At 68.0% G+C, this 22,117-nt stretch carries 22 protein-coding genes and 2 tRNA genes; 12 read left to right on the top strand and 12 right to left on the bottom strand.

Annotated features, from left to right (window positions below; all coding sequences use genetic code 11):
• The 3 genes from JWQ81_RS33240 (at position 1) to JWQ81_RS33230 (ending at position 2,103) form a co-directional block, all read left to right on the top strand.
• Complete coding sequence (locus JWQ81_RS33240; RefSeq protein WP_297547752.1) at positions 1-639, top strand: hypothetical protein; 639 nt, start codon at positions 1-3, stop codon at positions 637-639.
• A gap of 91 nt (positions 640-730) precedes the next feature.
• Positions 731-1,018, top strand: coding sequence for a hypothetical protein (locus JWQ81_RS33235; protein ID WP_297547751.1), 288 nt, complete (start codon positions 731-733; stop codon positions 1,016-1,018).
• Between the two features lie 179 nt (positions 1,019-1,197).
• A complete protein-coding gene (locus JWQ81_RS33230) occupies positions 1,198-2,103 on the top strand; it encodes a helix-turn-helix transcriptional regulator (protein WP_297547750.1) in 906 nt (301 codons plus the stop codon).
• Between the two features lie 63 nt (positions 2,104-2,166).
• On the opposite strand, the gene JWQ81_RS33225 is transcribed toward JWQ81_RS33230, so the two are convergent.
• The 4 genes from JWQ81_RS33225 to JWQ81_RS33210 all read right to left on the bottom strand — a co-directional run bounded on the left by JWQ81_RS33225 (position 2,167) and on the right by JWQ81_RS33210 (position 7,081).
• On the bottom strand, positions 2,167-3,987 hold the full coding sequence (locus tag JWQ81_RS33225; protein WP_297547749.1) for a proprotein convertase P-domain-containing protein: 1,821 nt from the start codon (positions 3,985-3,987) through the stop codon (positions 2,167-2,169).
• Positions 3,988-4,086: 99 nt separating this feature from the next.
• Positions 4,087-5,670, bottom strand: coding sequence for a glycoside hydrolase family 13 protein (locus JWQ81_RS33220; RefSeq protein ID WP_297547748.1), 1,584 nt, complete (start codon positions 5,668-5,670; stop codon positions 4,087-4,089).
• Positions 5,670-6,071 carry a globin gene (locus tag JWQ81_RS33215; protein ID WP_297547747.1) on the bottom strand — a complete coding sequence of 134 codons (402 nt, stop codon included), beginning with the start codon at positions 6,069-6,071 and terminating at the stop codon, positions 5,670-5,672. Before JWQ81_RS33215 ends, JWQ81_RS33220 begins: the two co-directional genes overlap by 1 nt.
• Before the next feature lie 32 nt (positions 6,072-6,103).
• Positions 6,104-7,081 (bottom strand): mechanosensitive ion channel family protein, encoded by a 978-nt coding sequence (locus JWQ81_RS33210; RefSeq protein ID WP_297547746.1) that lies wholly within the window; start codon positions 7,079-7,081, stop codon positions 6,104-6,106.
• 420 nt (positions 7,082-7,501) lie between these two features.
• Between JWQ81_RS33210 and JWQ81_RS45150 the strand changes: the two genes are divergently transcribed.
• The 3 genes from JWQ81_RS45150 (at position 7,502) to JWQ81_RS33195 (ending at position 9,464) form a co-directional block, all read left to right on the top strand.
• The gene (locus JWQ81_RS45150; protein WP_366942364.1) at positions 7,502-7,933 is read left to right on the top strand and encodes an HNH endonuclease; all 432 of its coding nucleotides are present in this window, start codon (positions 7,502-7,504) and stop codon (positions 7,931-7,933) included.
• 762 nt (positions 7,934-8,695) lie between these two features.
• Positions 8,696-8,953 (top strand): hypothetical protein, encoded by a 258-nt coding sequence (locus JWQ81_RS33200; protein ID WP_297547744.1) that lies wholly within the window; start codon positions 8,696-8,698, stop codon positions 8,951-8,953.
• Between the two features lie 88 nt (positions 8,954-9,041).
• Positions 9,042-9,464: a DUF5130 family protein gene (locus JWQ81_RS33195; RefSeq protein WP_297547834.1), complete on the top strand. Its 423-nt coding sequence runs from the start codon at positions 9,042-9,044 to the stop codon at positions 9,462-9,464.
• A gap of 72 nt (positions 9,465-9,536) precedes the next feature.
• Here the strand turns inward: JWQ81_RS33195 and pepN are convergent, their stop codons facing one another.
• Positions 9,537-12,116: an aminopeptidase N gene (gene pepN / locus JWQ81_RS33190; protein ID WP_297547743.1), complete on the bottom strand. Its 2,580-nt coding sequence runs from the start codon at positions 12,114-12,116 to the stop codon at positions 9,537-9,539.
• A gap of 176 nt (positions 12,117-12,292) precedes the next feature.
• Here pepN and JWQ81_RS33185 point away from each other — a divergent pair, with 176 nt between their 5' ends.
• Positions 12,293-12,910, top strand: coding sequence for a DsbA family protein (locus JWQ81_RS33185; RefSeq protein WP_297547742.1), 618 nt, complete (start codon positions 12,293-12,295; stop codon positions 12,908-12,910).
• 50 nt (positions 12,911-12,960) lie between these two features.
• On the opposite strand, the gene JWQ81_RS33180 is transcribed toward JWQ81_RS33185, so the two are convergent.
• From JWQ81_RS33180 to JWQ81_RS33170, 3 genes are all read right to left on the bottom strand, one after another.
• Entirely contained in the window at positions 12,961-14,571 is a 1,611-nt protein-coding gene (locus JWQ81_RS33180) for a peptide chain release factor 3 (protein WP_297547741.1), read from the bottom strand.
• A 61-nt stretch (positions 14,572-14,632) separates the two neighbouring features.
• Positions 14,633-15,454 carry an MBL fold metallo-hydrolase gene (locus JWQ81_RS33175; protein WP_297547740.1) on the bottom strand — a complete coding sequence of 274 codons (822 nt, stop codon included), beginning with the start codon at positions 15,452-15,454 and terminating at the stop codon, positions 14,633-14,635.
• Positions 15,451-16,197 carry a 2-phosphosulfolactate phosphatase gene (locus JWQ81_RS33170; RefSeq protein ID WP_297547739.1) on the bottom strand — a complete coding sequence of 249 codons (747 nt, stop codon included), beginning with the start codon at positions 16,195-16,197 and terminating at the stop codon, positions 15,451-15,453. The genes JWQ81_RS33175 and JWQ81_RS33170 overlap by 4 nt, the downstream gene beginning before the upstream one ends.
• A gap of 45 nt (positions 16,198-16,242) precedes the next feature.
• Between JWQ81_RS33170 and JWQ81_RS33165 the strand changes: the two genes are divergently transcribed.
• Positions 16,243-16,716 carry a ribose-5-phosphate isomerase gene (locus tag JWQ81_RS33165; RefSeq protein WP_297547738.1) on the top strand — a complete coding sequence of 158 codons (474 nt, stop codon included), beginning with the start codon at positions 16,243-16,245 and terminating at the stop codon, positions 16,714-16,716.
• Entirely contained in the window at positions 16,716-17,525 is an 810-nt protein-coding gene (locus tag JWQ81_RS33160) for an Fpg/Nei family DNA glycosylase (RefSeq protein ID WP_297547737.1), read from the top strand. Before JWQ81_RS33165 ends, JWQ81_RS33160 begins: the two co-directional genes overlap by 1 nt.
• 40 nt (positions 17,526-17,565) lie before the next feature.
• Here JWQ81_RS33160 and JWQ81_RS33155 read toward each other — a convergent pair whose 3' ends face one another.
• Positions 17,566-18,399, bottom strand: a complete 834-nt coding sequence (locus JWQ81_RS33155) for a hypothetical protein (protein WP_297547736.1) — start codon at positions 18,397-18,399, stop codon at positions 17,566-17,568.
• A gap of 130 nt (positions 18,400-18,529) precedes the next feature.
• Between JWQ81_RS33155 and JWQ81_RS33150 the strand changes: the two genes are divergently transcribed.
• On the top strand, positions 18,530-19,399 hold the full coding sequence (locus JWQ81_RS33150) for a TIGR03619 family F420-dependent LLM class oxidoreductase (RefSeq protein WP_297547735.1): 870 nt from the start codon (positions 18,530-18,532) through the stop codon (positions 19,397-19,399).
• Between the two features lie 13 nt (positions 19,400-19,412).
• Positions 19,413-19,865, top strand: a complete 453-nt coding sequence (locus JWQ81_RS33145; protein WP_297547734.1) for a nuclear transport factor 2 family protein — start codon at positions 19,413-19,415, stop codon at positions 19,863-19,865.
• A 187-nt stretch (positions 19,866-20,052) separates the two neighbouring features.
• Here the strand turns inward: JWQ81_RS33145 and JWQ81_RS33140 are convergent.
• Positions 20,053-20,126 (bottom strand) — tRNA-Gly (locus tag JWQ81_RS33140).
• A gap of 80 nt (positions 20,127-20,206) precedes the next feature.
• Here JWQ81_RS33140 and JWQ81_RS33135 point away from each other — a divergent pair.
• A tRNA-Pro gene (locus JWQ81_RS33135) sits at positions 20,207-20,283 on the top strand.
• Positions 20,284-20,370: 87 nt separating this feature from the next.
• Here JWQ81_RS33135 and JWQ81_RS33130 read toward each other — a convergent pair.
• Positions 20,371-21,828 (bottom strand): site-specific integrase, encoded by a 1,458-nt coding sequence (locus tag JWQ81_RS33130; protein ID WP_297547733.1) that lies wholly within the window; start codon positions 21,826-21,828, stop codon positions 20,371-20,373.
• 21 nt (positions 21,829-21,849) lie between these two features.
• Complete coding sequence (locus JWQ81_RS33125; protein WP_297547732.1) at positions 21,850-22,056, bottom strand: helix-turn-helix domain-containing protein; 207 nt, start codon at positions 22,054-22,056, stop codon at positions 21,850-21,852.
• Between the last annotated feature and the right edge of the window lie 61 nt (positions 22,057-22,117).

Genomic DNA, 22,117 nt, shown 5'->3' with positions numbered 1-22,117 from the left:
GTGCCTGAACTCCGCATTCCCGACGAGGCCGATCGGGAGACGCTCGGCGCGTTCGTGGCCAGGGCCGTCCGGCTCGACGGTCAGACGTTCGTGCGGTTGCGTCAACGGCCGGGAGCCGGCGTGGTCGAAGCGTGGGTGTCGACGCCGTTCGAGGTGCTCGCCACCAGGGCGGTCGCCGGTGAGATCACCCCCTCGGACATCACCGTCTCGGGGAACGAGCTGCTGGCCGCGCTTACCGTCGTCGGCGGCGAGCGGATGGACCCGGGACCCGCGCGCGACATCATGTGGCATTCGGAGCTGCCGGCGGCCGAGGGCTGGCAGCTGGTGGACGAACTGCCGGTGATCGTGGTGGCCGACCTCGCCGACCGCGGGGTCACCCTCGCCAAGGACAACGTCGGCCCGCACGGCACTCCGCCGGCCTCGTTGATGGATCAGCCGGTGCTGACCGTCACCGGGGAGAAGGTGGAGATCAAGGTGCAGCTCCGGTGCCTGTTCGCCTTGTCGGGCATGGGGTTCCTCGACTCCACCATCGCCGGCGACGTGGTCCGGGTGACCGCCACGGACTCCTGGATGCGCCTCGACGCCCGCTACGGTGCCGTGTTGAAACGCCGTCACGCACTGCTGCCGCTGCTCTTCTAACAGCTCCTAGCGGCTTCTGGCGTCGATTACGGGTTTCTTATCGCTCGCCCGGCTGGTGGTGCCGGGCGAGCGGCGGTGCCACAGTGGGGTCATGATCGAGCGACGCGGCACCGAGGACGACGGGGACCCGACGGCGGATTTCCTGGCCGACGTCGTGCCTGGTGAGACGCCGTGGCGCACCGAACGTCCCGCCGATCCTGCCCCTGAACAGGCAATGGAGGCCCATACCGTCGTGCGGCCCGCGCAGAAGTGGGCGCGGACCAGGGCGGTTGGTCGTGGCACGGCGAAAGCCGCGCCTTACGTCCAGGCCGCGGCGGTCGTCGGCTGGCTGGTCACCGAGGCCTTCGAAGCCGGACATAACTCCGGTGGATCCGCCTGAGCTTTTCCGGCTCAGTACACCTCGCAGGGCGATTGTCCGCAGCGCGGCGGATGGGATCGAAAGCTCCCCGATCGGCACCCTCGCCGTGCTGAGTTTTACCTGTTAAATCCCGGCCCTTCCGGGTGGGTGGCCGTTCACCTACGGTTACTCGGAAATCCGATTCCGCCGGGGAGGGCCGTGTGACCGTTCGTCTGGGGGAAACCGGTTCATTTCCGGAAGTGCTGCGTGCCGCCATCCGGGCCAGGGGACTGGGGTTGGAGCGCATCCAAGAGCGGTTGTCGCGCGAAGGGATCTCAGTCAGCCTGGCGACGCTGAGTTATTGGCAGAACGGCCGCAGCCGCCCGGAACGGCCGAAATCGCTGGTGGCGCTCGCCCGCCTCGAAGAAGTGCTCGGACTGCCGGAGGGGACGCTCCTCGGGCACCTTCCGCCGCCGCGCAAACGGGGACGATGGCTGAAGGCCGCTGGTGCGGACCACCGGATGTCCGCGTTCTGGACGCAGCCCGAGCAGGTCTCGGACCTGGTGAGCGGGCTCGACACGCGGTGGGACGACCGCCTGGCCAGGATCAGCCAGCACGACCGGGTCACCATCGGATCCGACCGCGGCGAGCGGTCCTTCCTGTCGCGTCAGGTCCTGCGCGCCGAGGCCGACGGTCCCGACCGGTGGGTCGTGATCATGCACCTCGACGAGCACAACCGGCCGGTTCCGCGGGTGCGGGCGCTGCGCAACTGCCGGACCGGCCGGGTCGTCGCCCGCCCGGACATTGGTTTTCTCGCCGCCGAGCTGCTGTTCGAGCGGCCGCTGCGACGCGGCGAAACGGTGCTCACCGAACACGAACTCGTCACTTCCGCGCCGTTCCCGCCGGCCACCAACTACGAGCGCAAGTTCCGGTTCCCCGTCCGCGAATACGTGCTCGAAGTCGGTTTCGACGGCGACGAAAAGCCCGCGCGCTGCATGCGATACGCCCGTCCCGATACCGGAAAGGAAGAGGTCATGGCCATGCCGATGGACGACGTGTCCTCCGTGCACGCGGTGGCGCTCAACTTCGGCCCCGGCTGCTACGGCTTCCGCTGGGAATGGGACTAGTGTCGCGTGAAAGGGACTTTCCGTGCGGTGGACGCAAGGAAAGTCCCTTTCACCGCACTGTGGTTACAAGGTGATGGACCAGCCGTTCAGCGTGCCGGTGTCGCCCGGTCCGTTGTCGGCGACCCGCAGCGTCCAAGTCCCCGAGGCCTGCTGGCCGGAGACCGGGACCGAGTACGTCTCGCCCGCGGGGTAAGCGTGGCAGGTCGCGCCGCCGGACCGCTGCAGCGTGTACCTGTTGCCGGACGGCGAGACCAGCGTGATCGTCAGGTCTTCCACGCACGTGTGCGTCGCCGAAACCCCGACGGTGACCGGTGAAGCGGCCGCGCCGGTGGCCGTCGAGCGGATCGGGCTGACCGACACTTGGAAGTCCTTGATGGGATAAGCCGTGGTGCTGCTGAAGACCCGGCCGCTGCTGCCAGGCGGCGTGCGCACGCTGACCTCCGAGCTCGCGGCCGAGGAGTTCCCCGCCGCGTCTTTCGCCTTGACCGTAAACGAGTACGCGGTGTCGGCGGTGAGACCGGTGATCGTCGCGGAGGTGCCCGAGACCGTCGTCGCCACCGTTGCGCCGTTGCAGACGTCGTAGCCGGTCACACCCACGTTGTCGGTCGAGGCGTCCCAAGCCAGCGAGACGCTCGTCGCGGTGGTGGACGTTGAGCGCACGTTCGCGGGAGTGCTGGGGGCCTGGGTGTCCGTTCCACTGCCGCCGCCGGTGAACAGGGTCAGCGACCACTTCTGGAGCGCCTCGTTCACCGGCTGGAAGATCGACTGGTTGTCGGCACCGCCCGGCGCGCATGAGGACTGCCCGCCGGAGTGCAGGCCGACGGCCTTGTCCGCGGCGAGCCACGCGCCGCCGGAATCGCCGCCCAGCGAGCACGCGTTGGTCGTCGACAGCCCGTCGACGACCACGCTGCCGTAGTCGATGCTCTGGTCGACCGCGGTCACCGTGCCGCACTGCCAGTGCGAAGTGTTGCCGGAATGGCACACGGCCTGGCCGACAAGTGGCTCGGTCGAACCGGTGACGGTCACCGCGGCGCCGCCCCAGGTGTTGACCGACGCCGACAGCGTCCAGCCGGGCTGGTCCACCGCGACTACACCCATGTCGCCTTCCTGCGCGTCGACACTGTGCGAGCCGCCGACGTTCGACGTGCCGACCCGGTTCTGCTGCCCGCTCGCGCCGTACACCGGCTGGTCGGCGTCGTTGGTGCAGTGCCCGGCGGTGACGAAGTCCTTGCCGCCCTGGGCATCCGTGGCGTCGAAGCCCACCGAGCAGTTGGATTCGCTGCCCGGCCACCACGGATTTCCCGGCTGCACGGTGCCCGACTGCCGGGTTGGCAGGCCGGCGACGTCCTTCGTGCGGACGCCTTCACCGAGTGTCGACACCGCGTCCAGGAACCGTGCCGTCACGGCGGTGGCCGCGGCTCGGTCGACCGTGACGACGACGCTGTCGGTCACCGGGTCGACACCCCAGCCGCCGATGCCGGGTACGTGCGGCGCGGCCAGTTTGCCGACCGCAGCGGCCAAGCCGTCGAGCTGGGCCTTCCCCCGGGTGACGAGGTGGGGCTGGGCACCGGCCGCGAGTGCCGCGTTCGCGGCGGCCTGATCGGTGACGGCCACGGCGAGTTGCCCGCTCTGCGCGTCGAACCATTCGCCCGCGAGCGCGGCGCGCAGTGACTGCGGGAGCGCTGCCGAGATTCGTTGAGCCCCGTCCTGCTGTTGTAGTCGTTCGCGTGCTTGGTCCGTCGAGAGGTGCAGAGCGTGGGCGACCCCGTCGACGGCGGCCGGCGGGGGTAGCGGTTGCGAGGCGGAAGCGGCCGGCGCAAACATGGACAGCGGAATCAGGGTCGTGGCGAAAACAGTGGAGAGCACCTTGCCGCGAATACGCATACTCGATCTCCTCTAAGCGGGGAAATAGTTGGGAGCAGACCGAGATTAAAAGAAATTCGCGTCGTTAAGAACGTTTAACACTTAACAGCCCGGTTCGCCTCAGACGAGCCAGGCAGCCGCGTCCGGGGGCAGTTTTCCGTCCTCCAGTGGACTGCTGGAAAGCAGAACTTCCCCTGGCGGCAACGTAATCGGTGAAGCCGAGGTGTTCAGCGCGCACACCAGCCCGCCCGCTTTGCGCCGGAACGCGAAACATCCCGCCGGTGCGCCGTACCACTCGAGTTCGTCGCCGGAAAACGCCGGATGCTTCTGCCGCAGCTCCACCGCGCGCCGGTACAGCGAGAGCGTGGACGTCTCGTCTTCGAGTTGTTTTTCCACCGTCAGCGGGGCCCATTCGGCCGGCATCGGCAGCCAGGTGCGGGTGGTGCGGGAGAACCCGAAAGGCGGTTCATCCCCTTCCCACGGCAGCGGCACGCGCGAGACGTCACGCCCGTACTCCGGCCCGCTCGTCCTCGCGCGCGGGTCGGCCATGGCCTCCGCCGGCATATCGACGTTCGCGAGCCCGAGCTCTTCGCCGTTGTACAGGTACACCGCGCCCGGCAACGCCAGCTCGACGACAGCCATCGCCCGCGCCCGGCGGACGCCCTGTGCGCCGCCGCCGTACCGGCTGACCTGCCGCCAGACGTCGTGGTTGGCCAGCGTCCACGTCGCCGGCGCGCCGGTCGCCATCGGGACGGCGAGGGACCGGTCGATCGTGGTGCGCAGCGCGTCGGCGTCGAAATGGGTCAGCACCAGCCGGAAGTTGAATGCCAGGTGCAGCTCGTCGGGCCGCAGGTATCGGGCGAGCCGCAGTTCGTCGGCGACCCAGATCTCGCCGACCGCCATCGTCTGCGGGTACTCGTCGAGCACCTTCCTGATCAGCTGGTGGATCTCGTGCACGCCGTCGTTGTCGAACCTCGGGTCGCCGTAGTCGCCGCTGCTGAGCGCGCTCACCCGCGGATCCATGTCCGGCAGGCCCGGCGGCTTGGCCATCCCGTGCGCGACGTCGATCCGGAAGCCGTCGACGCCCCTGTCGAGCCAGAACCGCAGTGTCCGTTCGAAGTCGGCGCGCACCTCGGGGTTGACCCAGTTCAGGTCCGGCTGCTGCGGCGCGAACAGGTGCAGGTACCACTGCCCGTCCGGCACCCGCGTCCACGCCGGTCCGCCGAACGCGCTGACCCAGTTGTTCGGCGGCTCCTGACCACTTTCGCCCTTGCCGTCGCGGAAGAGGTACCGCTCGCGCTCGGCGCTGCCCGGCGCGGCCGCCATCGCCGAGCGGAACCATTCATGGGTGTTGCTGGTGTGGTTCGGCACCAGGTCGATGGTGATCTTGATGTCGCGGCTGTGCGCGTCGGCCACCAGCGCGTCGAAATCGCCGAGGCTGCCGTACGTCGGGTCCACCTCGCGCGGGTCGGCGATGTCGTAACCGTGGTCGGCCATCGGGGAGGGGTAGAACGGCGTCAGCCACAACGCGTCGACGCCGAGGAGTTCGAGGTAGCCCAGCCGGGTGCGCAGGCCTTCGAGATCACCGACGCCATCGCCGTTGAAGTCGGCGAAGGAGCGGACGTAGACCTGGTAGAAAACGGCGTCATGCCACCACAGGGTCCCCTGCGGCTCGTCACGCCTGCCTTCGGTGGTTCTTCGCATCACTCAAAACTGTTCATCATGCTGTTGGCGGCCATCTCGAGGTAGGCCCACAGCTGCTGGCGGTATGGCTCTTCGAAGCCCACCTCGTCCACGGCCTGGCCGATCGCGCGCAACCACGCGTCGCGCTCGTTCGGGCCGACCTTGAACGGGTTGTGCCGCATGCGCAGGCGTGGATGGCCCCGCTGGTCGGAGTAGGTGTGCGGGCCGCCCCAGTACTGCATCAGGAACAACCGGAAGCGCTCCTCGGCCGGCCCGAGGTCCTCCTCGGGGTAGAGCGGCCGGAGTATCTCGTCCGTGGCCACCAACGCGTAGAACTTGGCTACGAGCTTGCGAAAGGTCGGTTCGCCACCGACCGCGTCGTAGAAGGTCTCCGGCTCTGCCGGGACTGCCTGACTGCTCACGTCTGCCACCACTCCATTTTGCCTCTTCCCGGCTACTTCTCGACGGCCGGAGTGTTGATGAACCGGCCGAGCGGCGGATCGAAGCCCGCTTCTTCCAGCGCGGCGATGATCGAGGCGCGCAGTGCACGCTGCACGACCCATTGCTTGCCGGGGCGGACTTTGGCCGTCAGCCGCAGTTCGATGCCTTCCGGTGTCACGCTTTCCACGCCGAGCACCTCCGGCGGCCCCAGCACCAGCGCCGACAGCTCCGAGCTCTTGACCGCCGAAGAAATCGCGTCGGTGATCACGGCGGTGGCGCGGTCGACGTCGGCGGTGTAGCTCAGCGGCACGTCGATGACGGCGACCGCGAAGCCCTGGCTGGAGTTGCCGACTCGCAGGACTTCGCCGTTGCGCATGTACCAGACGGTGCCCTTGATGTCGCGCAGCGTGGTGATGCGCAGGCCGACCGCTTCGACCGTCCCGCTGGCACTGCCGAGGTCCACGACGTCGCCGACGCCGTATTGGTCCTCGACCATCATGAACATCCCGGACAGGAAGTCCCGGACCAGGTTCTGCGCGCCGAACCCGATCGCGACCCCGACCACGCCCGCCGACGCGATGATCGGGCCGAGGTTGATCCCGAGCTCGCCCAGGATCAGCACGAAAGCCAGGCCGTAGATCAGGAAGGTGCTCATCGACTTCAGCACCGAGCCGATGGTCGTGGCGCGCTGACGCCGTCGCTCGACGACCACCGGGCCCAGCGTGTCCGGCGCGCGTTCACGCAGCGGCCGCAGCAGGGTCGGGAGCTTGCCACCGCCGCGCGGGATGGTGGTGAGCCTGCCGATCAGTCGCCTGACGAGGCGCTGGACGAGCAGTGCGACGAGCAGGATCAGCAGGATCCGGACCGGTTTGGTGATCAGCCAGCTGCCCGAACCGGCCAGCCACGCGTTGTGGGTCCACTGGAAGATCTGCGCGCACCAGGAGCCGGCTTCGTTGATGCAGGTTGGCTGCTGAGCGGACAGGGGATTCACAGCTGGAAGCACTCCTTTTCGCCTGGTGTGCCCCTCAGGTCCGCCTGCGTTCGGCCACGATCTCGTGGACGTCGTGTGACACGTCACCTAACACACGTGCGCGGAGGGGCACATCTATGGTCGACTATGGCTTGTATTGGTGGAGGTGGTCGAGTGCCAGACCGACAACCCATCCCCCTCGGTGTGCCGGGCCAAGCCGTGGCCGGGCAAACACCGGAGGTCGTTCTGTGTGCCCACTCGGGTGGGCCCGGATCGCGGCCAGGGGGTGTATCCCGACCGCCCGGACAGCGTAGAGGGCGGGACCCGGCGCCCGGGGCCGCACCCACTGCTCTGGCCACGGGCCGACGGCGAGTTCTCCTGCTCAACGCCACATTCGAGCCGCTCACAGCGTTGCCGCTCCGTCGCGCTGTGGTGCTCGTCATGTGTGGCAAGGCCGAGGTGGTGCACGGCGATCCGGCCGGGCTCCTGCTGCACGCGGCGTCGGTCTCCCTGCCGGTGCCCTCGGTGATCCGGTTGAGCACCTATGTCCGCGTCCCCTACCGCGCGAAAGTCCCGTTGACCCGCGCCGGCCTGATGCATCGTGACCACTTCCGGTGCGCCTACTGCGGAGGCAGGGCCGAGACGATCGACCATGTCCAGCCGCGCAGTCGTGGCGGACCTCACACCTGGCAGAACTGCGTCGCCTGCTGCGCGAAGTGCAATCATCGCAAAGCCGACAAACTGCTCTCGGAGCTGGGTTGGCGGCTGCGCGTGGTGCCCCGTGCCCCGCACGGGCCGCACTGGAAGCTGCTGGCGCACTCGACCGAGGCGGATCCGCTGTGGCGTCCCTACCTGGGCGCGCCTGCCGCCTGAGCGTGGATATGCCGGCGCCCCGGCTGCCTGGGAAGGCGGCCGGGGCGAGCCGGAGGATCTTCTACGCGGTTGTGTGGCCGATCAACTGTGTGGCCGATCAACTGTGTGGCTGAGTGACGCTCTTCAGCTGGCGGTGACGCGGGTGCCGGCCGTGACGCGTGTGCCGCGCGTCACACGGGTGCCGCGGGTGACCCGCGTGCCGGCGGTGACCCTGGTACCGCGGGTGACCCGTGTGCCGCGTGTGACACGGGTGCCACAGGTCACTCGGGTGCCGGCGGTGACCCTGGTGCCACGGGTGACCCGTGTACCGCGAGTGACACGTGTGCCGGCCGTCACACGGGTGCCACGCTGAAGGAGGGCTCCGTCAGCAGCGAACAGTGACGGAAAGTTGTCCGCAATAGCCTGGGTGGGTGCCTGAACGCTCTGCATGATGAGTCCTCTCGAGACCGGTGCGTTACCTATTGGGGACCTAGGGCGAGGCGCAAGGCCCGTACAGGTGAAAAAGCTACGAGCATTTCACTCAGCTAACAACCCATGGGCGCTCGGTGCGGCCGCCCGCACGGTGAGTTGCAACCTTTCGCGCGGCGGCCTTCGGCTCAACGTTCCAGTCCGGACGCGGCAAGCGGCGGACGGCGCCTGTGGTGGGGTGAACGGTCACCGGTCCGCAGTGCCCGAAGGGGTGCCCAAAAGGCCGCCCGAAAGGGTGCCCGCGAAGGGCGGCGTGGCCGGGTAGGCCCGGCGGGCATCCGATACGCTGCCGACGTGAATGTTGTCGAGACGATCCTGGTCTACGCCGCGATCCCGGGGGCCATCTACGGCGCGGTCGGACTGATCACCAACCGGTCCAAGTTCTCGGGCAGGCCCCGGTACCGCTCGGGCCAGGCCTGGGATCACCCGCCCCTGTGGTGGAGTGCCAACCCCGACGGCGTCGGCGCCATCACGCGGCACGGCGCTGCGGGCGCCGCGATCCCCGCCCTCGGCGGCTCGACCGTAGGAGGAGGCGCTCGTGGCAACTGGTGAGAGCACTGTGACCGAGACTGCCACCGAGGTACACGGCCGGCATGAAGCTGCCGTCGTCGAGGCTCCCGAGGCCGAATACGGCGTCGCGATTACCGCCAGCGGACGGCGCTCGGCAGCCAAGATGTATGAGCCCGATGCGCCATCCGGCCCATTCAGCCCCAAGCAGCTCGCCCGGCTCGACGAGGCGTTGACGCTGGCGAGCCGTGAGGCCGGCCTCGACTTCAGCATCTACCTCGGTGCGCTCGGCGAGGACAGCCAGGCCGAGGCGGCCCGGCTGCACGCCTCGATCGGTGAAGCTGCCGCGCAGGCCGTGCTGGTCGCGGTGTCGCCGGGGGAGCGGCGCATCGAGATCGTCACCGGCACCTACGCCGCGGAGCGCCTGCCCGACCGCGGCGCCAAGCTTGCCGTCGCCAGCATGGTCGCGTCGTTCAAGGAAGGCGATCTCATCGGTGGCCTGGTGAACTCCCTGCGCATGCTTTCCGACCAGGCGGGCCCCGCGCCGAAAGCCTGAAGCTCGACAACGTCGGCTAGCAACGTCAGAGGGCCCCTTCCGCGCGGCGGAAGGGGCCCTCGGCGTTCTCTGCTAGGCCTGCTGGTCGAACTCGCGTGCGGCGAGGGCGCGGACGATGCCGGCCCGGCCTTCGGAAACCAGCCGCAGGAGCGCGGCGGGCTGTCCGGTGGCGAGCCACGCGTCGGCCGCCTCGACCGTGCCGGGTTCCACCGCCCAGGACGGGAAGAGCCCGATGACGGTCGGCTGGGCCCGTTCGCTCGACCGGCGCTGCCAGACCTCGTCGATCACGTCGAAGTACTTGCCGACGTAGTCGCCGAGCATGGCCTTCTGACCTGGATGGGCGAACCCGGAAATGAGCGAGTCGCTCACCGCGTTGGGCAGTGCGTCGTCGTAGACCGCGCGCTGCCAGGCGTCCGCCTTGGCCTCCAGGGTCGGCCGTAAGGCCCGCGCGCGTTCCGCGTGACGTCGTCCGGCCGAGGTGTTGTCCCGGGCCAGCTCGGCGTCGATCTCGTCCTCGCCGGCCTTGCCGTGGGCCACCAGCGAGTGCAAGAGCCGCCAGCGCAGGTCTGTGTCGACGGTGAGGCCGTCGAGCGGGGCGGAACCGTCCAGCCAGCCCGCGATGGTCGACGTCGTCGCGTCGTCGAGCACCGAACCGGCCAGCGAACTGACGAACGACAGCTGGTGGTCGGAACCCGGCTCCGCGGCCAGTACCAGCTCGAGCAGCCGCGCGCTGAACGCCGGCCAGCCCTGTTCACGGGCCCAGGTCTGGTCCGCGTAGGAGTTGATCGCGGTCTGCGCCTGCATCAGCAGCCGCTGGACGACACCGACTTCGCTCTCCGCGTGGATCCCGCGCAGCACGAGGGTGACGAAGTCGCGGGCCTTGAGCTCGGCCTCCCGCGTCATCTCCCACGCCGCCGACCAGCACAGCGTGCGCGGCAGCGGGTCGGTGATGTCGCCGATGCGGTCGATCAGCGTGATCAGCGAAGCCGGGTCGAGGCGCATCGTGCAGTAGGTTAGGTCGTCGTCGTTGACCAGCACGAGCTTGCCCGCCGCGACCCCGGCGAGCTCGGGCACCTCGGTGCGGTCGCCGTCGACGTCCAACTCGACTCGCTGGGTGCGGACGAGCTTCCCGGCGCCGTCGTCGTCGTAGATACCGATGGCGACGCGGTGCGTGCGCAGCTCACCAGCGCCTGGCTTGGCGCCGCTCTGGAGTACGGCGAAGGAGCTGAAGTTCCCTGCCGCATCGAGCTGGTAGCGCGGCGTGAGCGAGTTGAGGCCGGTCGTCTCCAGCCACTGCGCGCTCCACCACGACAGGTCCCGCCCGGACGCCTCTTCCAGCGCGGACAGCAGGTCCGACAGGGTCGCGTTGCCCCAGGCGTGCTTGCCGAAGTAGACCTTCAGTCCATCCAGGAAGTGCTGGAGACCGACGTAGGCGACCAGTTGCTTGAGGACGCTGGCGCCCTTGGCGTAGGTGATGCCGTCGAAGTTCACCTCGACCGCGTGCAGGTCCACGATGTCCGCGGCGATCGGGTGCGTCGAAGGCAGCTGATCCTGCCGGTACGCCCAGGATTTCTCGATGTTCGCGAAGCTGGTCCACGCGTTCTTGTATTCGGTCGCCTCCGCCTGCGCGAGCACACTGGCGAACGTCGCGAACGACTCGTTCAGCCACAGGTCGTCCCACCAGCGCATGGTGACCAGGTCGCCGAACCACATGTGCGCCATCTCGTGCAGCAGTGTCTCGGCGCGGCGCTCGTAGGAGTAGCGGGTGACGCGACTGCGGAAGACGTAGTCCTCGAGGAAGGTCACCGCGCCCGCGTTCTCCATGGCGCCTGCGTTGAACTCCGGGACGAACAGCTGGTCGTACTTGGAAAACGGATACGGCGTGGCGAAAGTACGGTGGTAGAAACCGAAACCCTGCTTGGTCTCGGCGAACAACCGGTCGGCGTCCATGTGTTCGGCGAGTGAGGCACGGCAGTAGACGCCCAGCGGGATGACCAGGTCCCCGGTGTCGGTCTGCTCGCGATACTCGTCGCGCCATTCAGCGAACGGCCCGGCGATCAGCGCGACCAGATAGGTCGAAAGCCGTTCGGACACCTTGAAAACGGTCTTGACCGCGCCCTCGGGGGTTTCTTCCGACGACTCGGCGAGGGTGTTGGAAATGAGCTTCCACTCGCGCGGCGCGGTGACGGTGAGCCGGTAGACCGACTTCAGGTCCGGCTGGTCGAAGCAGGCGAACATGCGCTTGGCGTCCGCGGTCTCGAACTGGCTGTAGAGGTACACGCCGTCGTCGACCGGGTCGACGAACCGGTGCAGCCCTTCACCGGTGTTCATGTAGCGGCAGTCGGCGTGGACGACGAGCTCGTTGGACTCGGCGATCTCCGGCAGTGCGACGCCGTTGTCCTCGACGTAGGTGCTGACGTCGAGTTCGGTCCCGTTCAGGTTCGCCGAGCGCACGGCTTCGGCGACGATGTCGACCCAGGACGACCGACCGGCGTGCTTGCTCGAGAAGCGGATCCTCGTGGTCGATTGGAATGTCTTCTCACCAGGACCACCGCGGCCGTCCGTCACGTCGAGTTCGATGTCGTAGGACTCGACGTCCAGCAGCTCGGCGCGCTGCTTGGCTTGGTCGCGGGTCAGGTTCGGGGCGGGCACGGGCACCTCTGGTTGTCTGGTTAGTGGCATCGGTTGTCGCCTACGGCGTACTCCTGGCATCCAATCATGGACGACACGCCGCCGACGATGGGAACAAGCGTCCCGCTCCCGGCGTTGCGGCGCTGTAGGGGCCAGTGGCTCACCTGAATCTGAGCTTCCGCTACGAGGAGATACCGATGACCGCCAGTTCAGAGACCGTGAAGGTCGACTTCTATTTCGACCCGATCTGTCCGTTCGCCTGGATCACCTCACGGTGGATCCTCGACGTCGAAAAGCAGCGCGATCTCGACCTGAACTTCCGCGTGATGAGCCTGTCACTGCTCAACAGCGGCCGGGACGAACTGCCCGAGCAGTACAAGGAGCTCCTGGCGCAGGGCTGGGGCCCGGTGCGCGTCGCCGTCGCGCTGGCGCAGCACAAGGGCCAGGACGCCGTCCGCCAGTACTACACGGAGTTCGGCACGCGTTTCCACAACGACGGCAACAAGGACCGTGACCAGGTCATCAAGGAAGCACTCGAAGCCGTTGGTGCGCCTGAGCTGTTCGAGGCCGCGAACTCGACCGAGTACGACGAGGCGCTCAGCAAGAGCCACCACGAGGGCATGGACCCGGTCGGCATGGACGTCGGCACGCCGACCATCCACATCGACGGCGTCGCCTTCTTCGGCCCCGTGCTCAGCTCGATCCCCCGTGGCGAGGACGCGCTGAAGGTGTTCGACGGCGCCCGCGCGCTCGCCAGCTACCCGGACTTCTTCGAGCTCAAGCGGACCCGCACCGGCGACCTGAACTTCAAGTAACGCCTCGTGAGCGTTCCGGCCGGGTTCTAACCGGCCGGAACGCTCACGAGTCAGTCGGCTTCGGCGACGAGGGATTCGAGCACCAGCTCCGGGTTCATCCGCTGCATCACGCGCATGACCATGTCACTGCCGAACAGGGCCAGCAGCTCGCCGTCGCCGCGGACGAGGACCTCGCTGTTGCGACCGCCGTCGACGATGGGCCGCTGCGCCGGATCGGCGAGGCGGCGCACGGTCGCGTAAGGGAGCACGTCGAGGATCGCCGGGGACTTGAACTCGACTTCGAGCCGGTGCGACGCGACCTCGAACTGCAGCGGGCCGACGGCGGCGAGTACGGGCGTGCCGTCGCCTCGCCGATCGGATCGCAGCAACTGCACGACACCTTCGGCGCCGAGCTGCTCGATGCCCTTGCGGAAGTGCTTGACGCGGCTGAGGTCCTTCGGCCTGGCGACCGCGAAGTGCGCCGGCGCGAAGCTGGGCAGCTTGGGGAAGCGCACCGGCGGCTTGCCGTCGTACAGCGTGTCCCCGACACGCAGCGCGGACGCGTTGATCAGGCCGACGACGTCACCGGGGTAGGCGACATCCACCGTGGAACGCTGCTGCCCGAACACCTGCTGCGCGTACTTCGTCGCGAACGGCTTGTTCGTGGTCGAGTTCATCACGACCATGCCGCGCTCGAACATCCCGGAGCAGACCCGCGCGAACGCGACCTGGTCGCGGTGGGCGGAGTCCATGCCGGTCTGCACCTTGAACACGAACGCGGAGAAGGGCGTGTCGAGCTCGCGCGGGTTCTTGTCCTCGTCGAGCCGCGGCTCCGGCTTGGGCGCCAGCTCGGCGAGCAGGTCCAGCAGATGCCGGACGCCGAAGTTGGTCACCGCCGCGCCGAAGAGGACCGGCGTGGCCGTGGCCGCGTAGAACTTGTCGACGTCGAACTCGCCGCCCGACTCCGCGAGAAGCTCGGACTCCTCGTACGCGCGGACCCAGTCGTCACCTTCTTCGGCTTCGGCGCGCTCGGGGGCGATGCGCTCCTCGGGGGCGGCCGTCGCGCCGCCGGCTGTGCGCTGGAAGCGGACGAAGTTGCCGTCGGCGCGGTCGAGGACGCCGCGGAAGTGCCCCGCGTGGCCGACGGGCCAGGTCAGCGGCATCGGCTGCAGGCCGATCCGTTCCTGCAGCTCGTCGCACAGCTCCAGGGCCTCGCGGCCAGGACGGTCCCACTTGTTGATGAAGGTGATCACCGGGATCCCGCGGTACCGGCAGACGTCGAACAGCTTCAGCGTCTGCGGTTCGAGGCCCTTGGCGGCGTCGATGAGCATCACCGCGGAGTCGACCGCGGTGAGCACGCGGTAGGTGTCCTCGGAGAAGTCCGCGTGGCCGGGGGTGTCGACCAGGTTGATCACGGAGTCGCCGTAGGAGAACTGCAGCGCGGCCGAGGTGATCGAGATCCCTCGGGCCTGCTCCATTTCCATCCAGTCGGACACCACGCCCGCGCGGTTGGCCTTGCCGTGCACGGCGCCGGCGCTCGTGATGGCCTTGGCGTGCAGCGCGAGGGCCTCGGTCAGGGTGGACTTGCCCGCGTCGGGATGGCTGATCACCGCGAAGGTACGACGACGGCCGGCTTCCCGTGTCACTTCGGTCGACGGGTCTGCGGAACTGGCCGCGGTCATGTTCGGGTCACACTCTGAATTTACCTTGTCGTGGCTTGGCGCTCGCCGACGCCACCTGTGCTCAACCGGCGGCCGGCACGCCGAGGGCCGCGCGGGTGACGTCTTCGGGATAGCGGGAGCGGGCCACCGCATCCTCCTCGGTCAGTTCCTTGGTGCGGACTCGGGCGTGCAGCTCGGCCAGCTCGGTGAGCTTCTCGCGCTGGTCCGTGACGAACGCCACGTCGACGGGTTCACCGTGGCCGGGAACGACCGTCTGCGCCCCCATGGCCTCGATCGCGGCGAGCACGCCCGGCCAGCTGCCGAGGTCGTTGTCGACGCCGAACGACTCGGCGCTGAACCCTGCCGGGGCGTTCTCGACGACGTCGCCGGCGAAGACGACACCAGCGTCGGGGACGTGCACGAGGACGTCGTGGTCGGTGTGCGCCTTCCCCACGTGGCGCAGCACGACCCGCCGGCCGCCGAGGTCGAGCACCGCTTCGTCGGCGAAGACCTTGCCGGGCAGTTCGATCGTGGTGCGGTCGAGGTCGTCGGCGATCGTTGTCTTGCCTTCGGCGCGGTAGGACGCAGCACGTTTCCCGCGGGCCTGCTCGCCGTAGGTCGTGAGTTCGGCGACGCAGGCCTCGTGGGCCCAGACGTCGCAGGGGAGGAACGGTGTCGTCCCGAAGCAGTGGTCGAAGTGCGCGTGGGTGTAGACGACGGTCCACGGCAGGCTCGTGAGCTCGCGTACCGCCGCGGCGAGCTCCGTGCCCTGCCCGACGTCGCCGCGCGTGTCGACGACCAGGCAGCCGGACGAGCCGACTACCAGCCCGATCGTCAGGTCGAGTTCGGGATAGCGCCGCGAGTAGACGCCTTCGGCGAGGTCGATCCAACGTCCGTCCGTCATCCGCGGAGCACTCCTTCGATCAGTCGTGGAGCGGCTGTGCTGATGTCGACATGGGACGCGAGTTCGACGTCACCGGCGTGACCTGCCGCGATCAGCTCGCGACCGGACGAACAGTCCGGCAACGTCGTCCGGATGTCCGTGGCGGCGTACGCCGACGCCGCCAGCTGGGCCTCCGCCGACACCGAGCGGCCGAGTGTGCGCAAAGCCGCCACGATCGCCCCCGCGCCGAGTTGGTCTTCGACGCACGGCCGGAGCGGTCCGAGTGCGTCCGTCGTCGTGCTGAACATGTTCACGCCCCAGCGCTCGCCGCCGGGAATCACCCCGATCGCGGCGCTTCCGGCCACGTCATGAGCCGCTTCGGCCACCGCGGAGGCGTTGCGCAGGCAGCCGGCGAAGACGTGCGCACCGGTTTCCGCGGCAGCCGAACAGAGGGTCGCTCCGTTCGGCGACGGCAGTCCGAACAGCATCGACGGCGGCATCGTCACCACCGATGACGGCCGCAGTGTCCAGTCCCTGGCCCCGGCCAGCACCGCTCCGGCGGCGCTCGCGGCCTCAGCGGCCTGCTCGTCGCGCCAGCGCAACGGCAGGACCTGGCTGCCGTTGCCGACGACCAGGTCGACCGTCGTACCGAACGACAGCACGTCGACCACGACCAGCACTGCGCAAACGCTTCCGAGTGTGGCGACCCCGTCCGATCCCCATTCGAGCCGGACGTCGTTGCCGGCTTGCCCCCAGATGTCCACCCCCACATCATGCCGGGACCCACCTCGGATGGCACACTCCTTTTCGTGCGTGTTTATCTGGGATCCGACCATGCCGGCTTCGAGCTCAAGAACCACCTGGTGGACCACCTCAAGGGGCAGGGCCACGACGTGACCGACGTCGGTCCGCGGGTTTACGACGCGGAGGACGACTACCCGGCCTACTGTGTCGAGGCCGCGCGCCGCGTCGTGGCCGACGAGGGCAGCCTCGGTGTCGTCATCGGCGGCTCCGGCAACGGCGAGCAGATCGCCGCCAACAAGGTGCCCGGCATCCGGGCGGCGCTCGCCTGGAAGCCCGAGATCGCCCAGCTGTCGCGTCAGCACAACCACGCGCAGGTCGTCGGCGTCGGTGCGCGGATGCACACGGTCGACGAGGCCGTCGCGATCGTCGAGGCGTTCCTCGCGACCGAGCCCTCGCCCGAGCCGCGCCACGCGCGCCGGATCGAGCAGCTCCTGGACTACGAGCGCACGGGCAACCCGCCGCCGCTGCCGGAGGCCTGATGCCCGAGGGGCACACGCTCCACCGCCTCGCCCGGCTGCACAAACGTCGTTACGGTGGCAAACCGGTCGCCGTCACGAGCCCGCAAGGGCGCTTCACCGCCGACGCGTCCGTTGTGGACGGTCACGTGCTCGTCGGCGCCGAGGCGTACGGCAAGCACCTGTTCCACCACTACGGTCCACAGGGGACGATCCACGTTCACCTCGGTCTGTACGGCACGTTCACCGAGACGAAGCTGCCGGACACCGAGCCCATCGGGCAGGTCCGGATGCGGCTGGTCGGCGGTACACATTGGACGGACCTGCGCGGGCCCAACCGGTGTGAGCTGATCGACCCCAGCCAGGTCGACGCGATCAAGGCGCGGCTGGGCCCGGACCCGCTGCGCAAGGACGCCCGGCCGGACCTGGCGTGGGAACGCATTTCCTGCTCCCGGACTTCCCTCGCCGCGTTGCTGATGGACCAGACCGTGCTCGCCGGTGTCGGCAACGTCTACCGGGCCGAAGTGCTGTTCCGACACGGCGTCGCGCCGATGATCCCGGGGACGTCGCTCGACCGGGCACTGTGGACAGACATCTGGGCCGACCTCGTCGGGCTGATGCGGGAGGGAGTCCGCATCGGCCGGATCGACACCGTCGCCCCCGAGCACCTGCCCGAGGCCACCGGCCGTGCCCCGCGTGTCGACCGGCACGGCGGCGAGGTCTACGTCTACCGGCGCACGGGCGAGCCGTGCCTGGTGTGCGGAACACCGGTGGCGCACGCCAACCTGGCCGGCCGGAACCTGTACTGGTGCCCCAGCTGCCAGCTCTCGTGAGTGTTCCCGCCGGGTCTAACCGGCGGGAACACTCACGAGTTCAGAAGTCGAAGCCTCCTCCGCCGTTGTCGAAGCCGCCACCGCCGAAGCCTCCGTCGAAGCCGCCGCCGTCGAAGCCCGCGTTGTCGAACCCGCCGCCGTCTCCGCCGTCGAACCCGCCTCCGTCACCGCCGCCCATGTCGCCGCCGTCGCCGCCCATGTCACCGGAGTCGATAGCGTCCTGCTGGCCGGCGTCGTAGCCCGATTCCCAGGCCGATGCGCTGGCGATTCCGCCCATGCCGGAGAACATCGCGCTGAACAGGAACATCGAACCGATGCCCCAGGCGCCGGCGACGAGCGCCGGCTTCCACCAGGGCTCGCTGTACCAGCCCTGCGGCACCGGTCGACCGGCGACGCGGCCACCCGGGTAGTAGTGCGGCGTTTCCTCGCCGGGCTCGGGCGAGGCTTCGTAGGTCTGGCCTTCGACGTCGACGCGACGATGCTCGGAAACCTTGCCTGCGCGCTCGCGCTCGGCGTCCTCAGGCAGCGCGGGCCCGGGGTCCAGGCCCATCGCGGTCCTGGCGGCCCGGACGTAGTACAGGCCCTCGACCGCGGTGTCCTTCACCAGCCTGGCCTGCTCGACAGTCTGCGCCTGCTCGAGCTGCGACCCGGCGGCGTTGTAGCGCTCCGACGCGTCGGCCATCGCCTGCTGGGACGCGGTATTCGTGCCGTCGATGTTCAGTACCTGGCCGCCGAGCCGCTCCACCAGGCGTCGGGCGTCGGCCTTGGCGTCGTCGAGCCTCTGCTGCTTGGCGTTCGCCTGCGACCTCACGAGATAGAGGCCGCCGGCGACGACAAGCGCGAGAAGCACGATGAGGAAGATCGTCGTGCCCATGGTCACTCCCGATTGTTCGATCCCTTGAACCGGACAACGCGGACAGCCCGTCTGGGGTTCCCCAAGTGACGAGCCGCACCTACCGCTGATCCCTGGCCAGGAAAACTAGAACACGTTATAGTACTGAGGTATGAAGTTCACCCTCTCGGTTGCGATGAACCCGCTCGATCAGCTCGCCGAGCTGGCGCGCACGGCCGAGGAGTACGGCTTCTCGTCGATCGCTCTGCCGGATTCCCTGTTCTACTCCGAAAGCGTGTCCGCCGACTACCCGTACACGCCGGACGGCAGCCGGTTCTGGACCGCGGAGACGCCGTGGGTGGACCCGTTGATCGCGGCGGCGGCGATGGGCGCGGTCACCAGCCGGCTCGAGTTCTACACGTCTGTGCTGAAGCTCGGTTCACGCAATCCGGTGCTGCTCGCGAGGCAGGTCGGTTCGGTCGCGGAGCTCACCGGCGGCCGGTTCGGGCTCGGGCTGGGCGTGGGATGGTCGCCGGAGGAGTTCGAGTGGTGCGGCGCGCCGTACGAGCAGCGCGGCAAGCGTGTCGACGAAGCGATCGACGTCCTGAGGCTGATCCTCGACGGCGGCATGGTCGAGTACCACGGCAAGTTCTTCGACTTCGACAAGCTGCAGATGAGCCCGACGCCGAAGAAGCGGGTCCCGTTCTACATCGGCGGTCACACCGACGTCGCCTTGCGCCGCGCGGCTCGGGTCGCCGACGGCTGGGCGTCCGCGATGATGAAGTTCGACGACCTGCGCGACACGATCGGGCGACTGCGGGCGCTCCTTGGCGAACGGGGCCGCGGTGATGACCCGTTCGAGTACCAGGCTGTCTGTATCGACAGGTTCGGTTTGGACGGCTACCGCGAGCAGGGGGACATCGGCGTCACCGACATCCTGACCATGCCGTGGGTCTTCGACGGCCTCGGTTTCGATGCCGCGATCGGGCCGAAGAGGGATTCGATCAAGAAGTTCGGCGACGAGATCATCTCCCGGTTCTAGGAAGGGCAGCGCTGTGGGTATCGAGGTTTGCTGGGACCAGTCCGCCGAACAGCCCGCGGCGCGCATCGCGGCGTGGCGCTCGATGGACGCGGTGACTCGCGGCGCGAAAGACGAGTGGCTGGCGCTGTTCGCCGTCGACGCTGTCGTGGAGGACCCGGTCGGGCCGTCGATGTTCGACACCGAAGGCAAGGGGCATCGCGGGGTCGAGGCGATCTCGGCGTTCTGGGACGCGACGATCGCGCACGTGCAGCGCTTCGACTTCGAGATCAGGGATTCGCATGCCTCGGGGGACGGCACCGAGGTGGCGAACGTCGGCACGATCACCACGTACCTGCCGGGGAACTACCGGGTGGACACCGTCGGCGTGTTCGTTTACCGCGTCGGCGAGGACGGTCTGATCCGGTCCATGCGCGCGTTCTGGGAGCCCGAACGGGCGATGGCGACAGCCCGCCAGATCGACGGCTGACCTGCTCTCGCGTCCCCTCGCCGGACCGGTGTGCTCTCGTTCGGCTACGCCAACGGCACCACCACCACCCGCCCGGTGGACGTCACGGTCATCGGACTGCCCGGCCAGCCTCGACTAGCTCAACGTGACCCCCACCTGACGCGAAATGCCCTGCTCACAGGCCTCGTGAGCAGGGCATTCCGCAGTGTGGAGCGGGTGACGGGAATCGAACCCGCGTAGCTAGTTTGGAAGACTAGGGCTCTACCATTGAGCTACACCCGCACGCTCCCGGAGTACCGGGTGCGAACCCAGCTTAGCGGCTACCGCTAGGCTGTTGACACACCACCCCGTCAGGGGCGGATCGGGATGTGGCGCAGCTTGGTAGCGCATCCGCTTTGGGAGCGGAGGGTCGCAGGTTCAAATCCTGTCATCCCGACCAGAAAAAAGGTCTCTGACCAGGGAATTCCGGGGCGCAACCACCTAGGTGGTTGCGCCCCGGGTCTCATTTAGGGGCTCAGTTGTACCTTTAGACGGCCACCGATGCCGGGTCGGGATCGTCGTCGTCGCCCCGTTTTTGCTGCCCTGGCAGCATGTCCGCGAGCAGCGCGACTAGGGCTTGCCGCTGGTCGTCGGTCAGGCCCATGGTCGGTGCCTTCGCGATGCCCGGCGCTGCCTTCCACAACAGCCCTTCCACCTGGTCGGCAATGCTCAGGATCACCTCGGTTGGCACGTGGACGTACCGCTTGGCAACCGACGCCTCACCCCAGCCCATGACCTCCATAATCGCGGGTAGAGGCACTTTCAGGACCAGTAGCATTGTCGCGGCGGTGTGCCGCGCATCATGCAATCTCGCATCCCTCACTTTCGCTTCGGATAGGAGGCTCTTCCACTCGTCATGGTCGGCACGTGGATCGATCGGCCGGCCGGTGGGCTGAGCAAATACCCAATCGCCTTCGTGCCACGCCGTACCAGCAAACTCCCGCTCGGTATCTTGAGCTTTTCTATGCTCGCGTAGTGCCTCCAATAGCGGCTTGGGTATGCCGATCGTTCGCTTACCGGCCCGGGATTTCACCTCGACTTCCCGTAGGCCGCCACCGTGCCGCTGAGGGCATTTGGAAGCGTGACGGGCGCAGTCCGGCGAACAAACTGGCGGACACGGTTGCTTATGCCTATTGCATGTTTTCTTGCACGGAATCAGCTTATGTAGTGCCTTGCCGCACTCCTGGGGATCGTCACAGCCGTGTTTCCACTTGTGGCGTTGGAGTTGGCGCGGCGTGTGGAGTACTCCCTTCTCTAAATCGAGTCGCGTCCACTTAAGTCCTAATGCTTCTCCCTTTCGTAGTCCAAGGGAGAGGGCCACCGCGAAGCGCACGCCGTTACGTCGATTCTTGGTCGCCGCGAGGATTCGTTGAGCTTCGTCTACCGTGAAAGGGATGATCTCGTCTTCGTCGACCCGTGGAGGTTTTGCCAGCTTGGCCGCATTGTTGGTAACGTGTCCTCGGTTGAGCGCGACAAAGAGTGCGGTCTTCATCGTTCGGTGAACCTGGTGTGCAGTGCCAGGCTTGTTTCCCTCCTTGAGAATTCGGACGTAGAGCTTCTCCAAGTGCTCAGGCTGCAGCTTGTCGATCCGATGCGCGCCGATCCCGGGAATCAGCCATCGGTAAACGGCCGTCCGGTATCCGGCAAGCGTCGTGTCCCGGACAGACGGGGCGGCGATGGTTTCGACCCAATGCGTCAGCCACTTCTCGACCGTCCAGGCGTGACCAGGCCGACGAATCTTGCCGCTGGCGCGCTGCTGCTCCAGCTTTTTAACCCCGTCTTTGGCGCTCGTCTCGGTCGTTCTCTTGACGTGGCGACGGTCCGGCTCGCCGTTGTCGAGCACGCCCATGGTGACGCGGCCGTGCCATTTTCCGTCGGCACCGAGGTAAACCGTGCTGTCGCCGTTCGGCGCGCGGGTGCCTTCTTCTCGTTTCTTGCGCGGCATGTGGTGGCATGTCCCTTCGGGTTAGGCGGCCAGCTGGACGGTGGTGAGTTGTTGGACGTAGGCGGCTAGGGCTTCGACAGGAACGCGACGAAGATTGCCGACGCGAACGCTGAGCACGTCTCCCGATTTGATGAGGGCGTACATAGTCGTGCGCCCGATGCTGAGTTGTTCGGCGGCGGCTTCGACGGTTAGTAGGGTTCGCGGCGCGGATCCGGCGGTGGCATCCATGGCGTGTGTGCTCCCTGGGGGTTTGTGGCTGAATTCGAAGGTCAATCGAACGTGCTCGGGC

This window comes from Amycolatopsis sp. (assembly GCF_025464955.1).
Taxonomy (GTDB): Bacteria; Actinomycetota; Actinomycetes; order Mycobacteriales; family Pseudonocardiaceae; genus Amycolatopsis.
The sequence above is the reverse complement of the archived record's forward strand: the minus strand, read 5'-3'. Positions and strand labels throughout refer to the sequence as shown.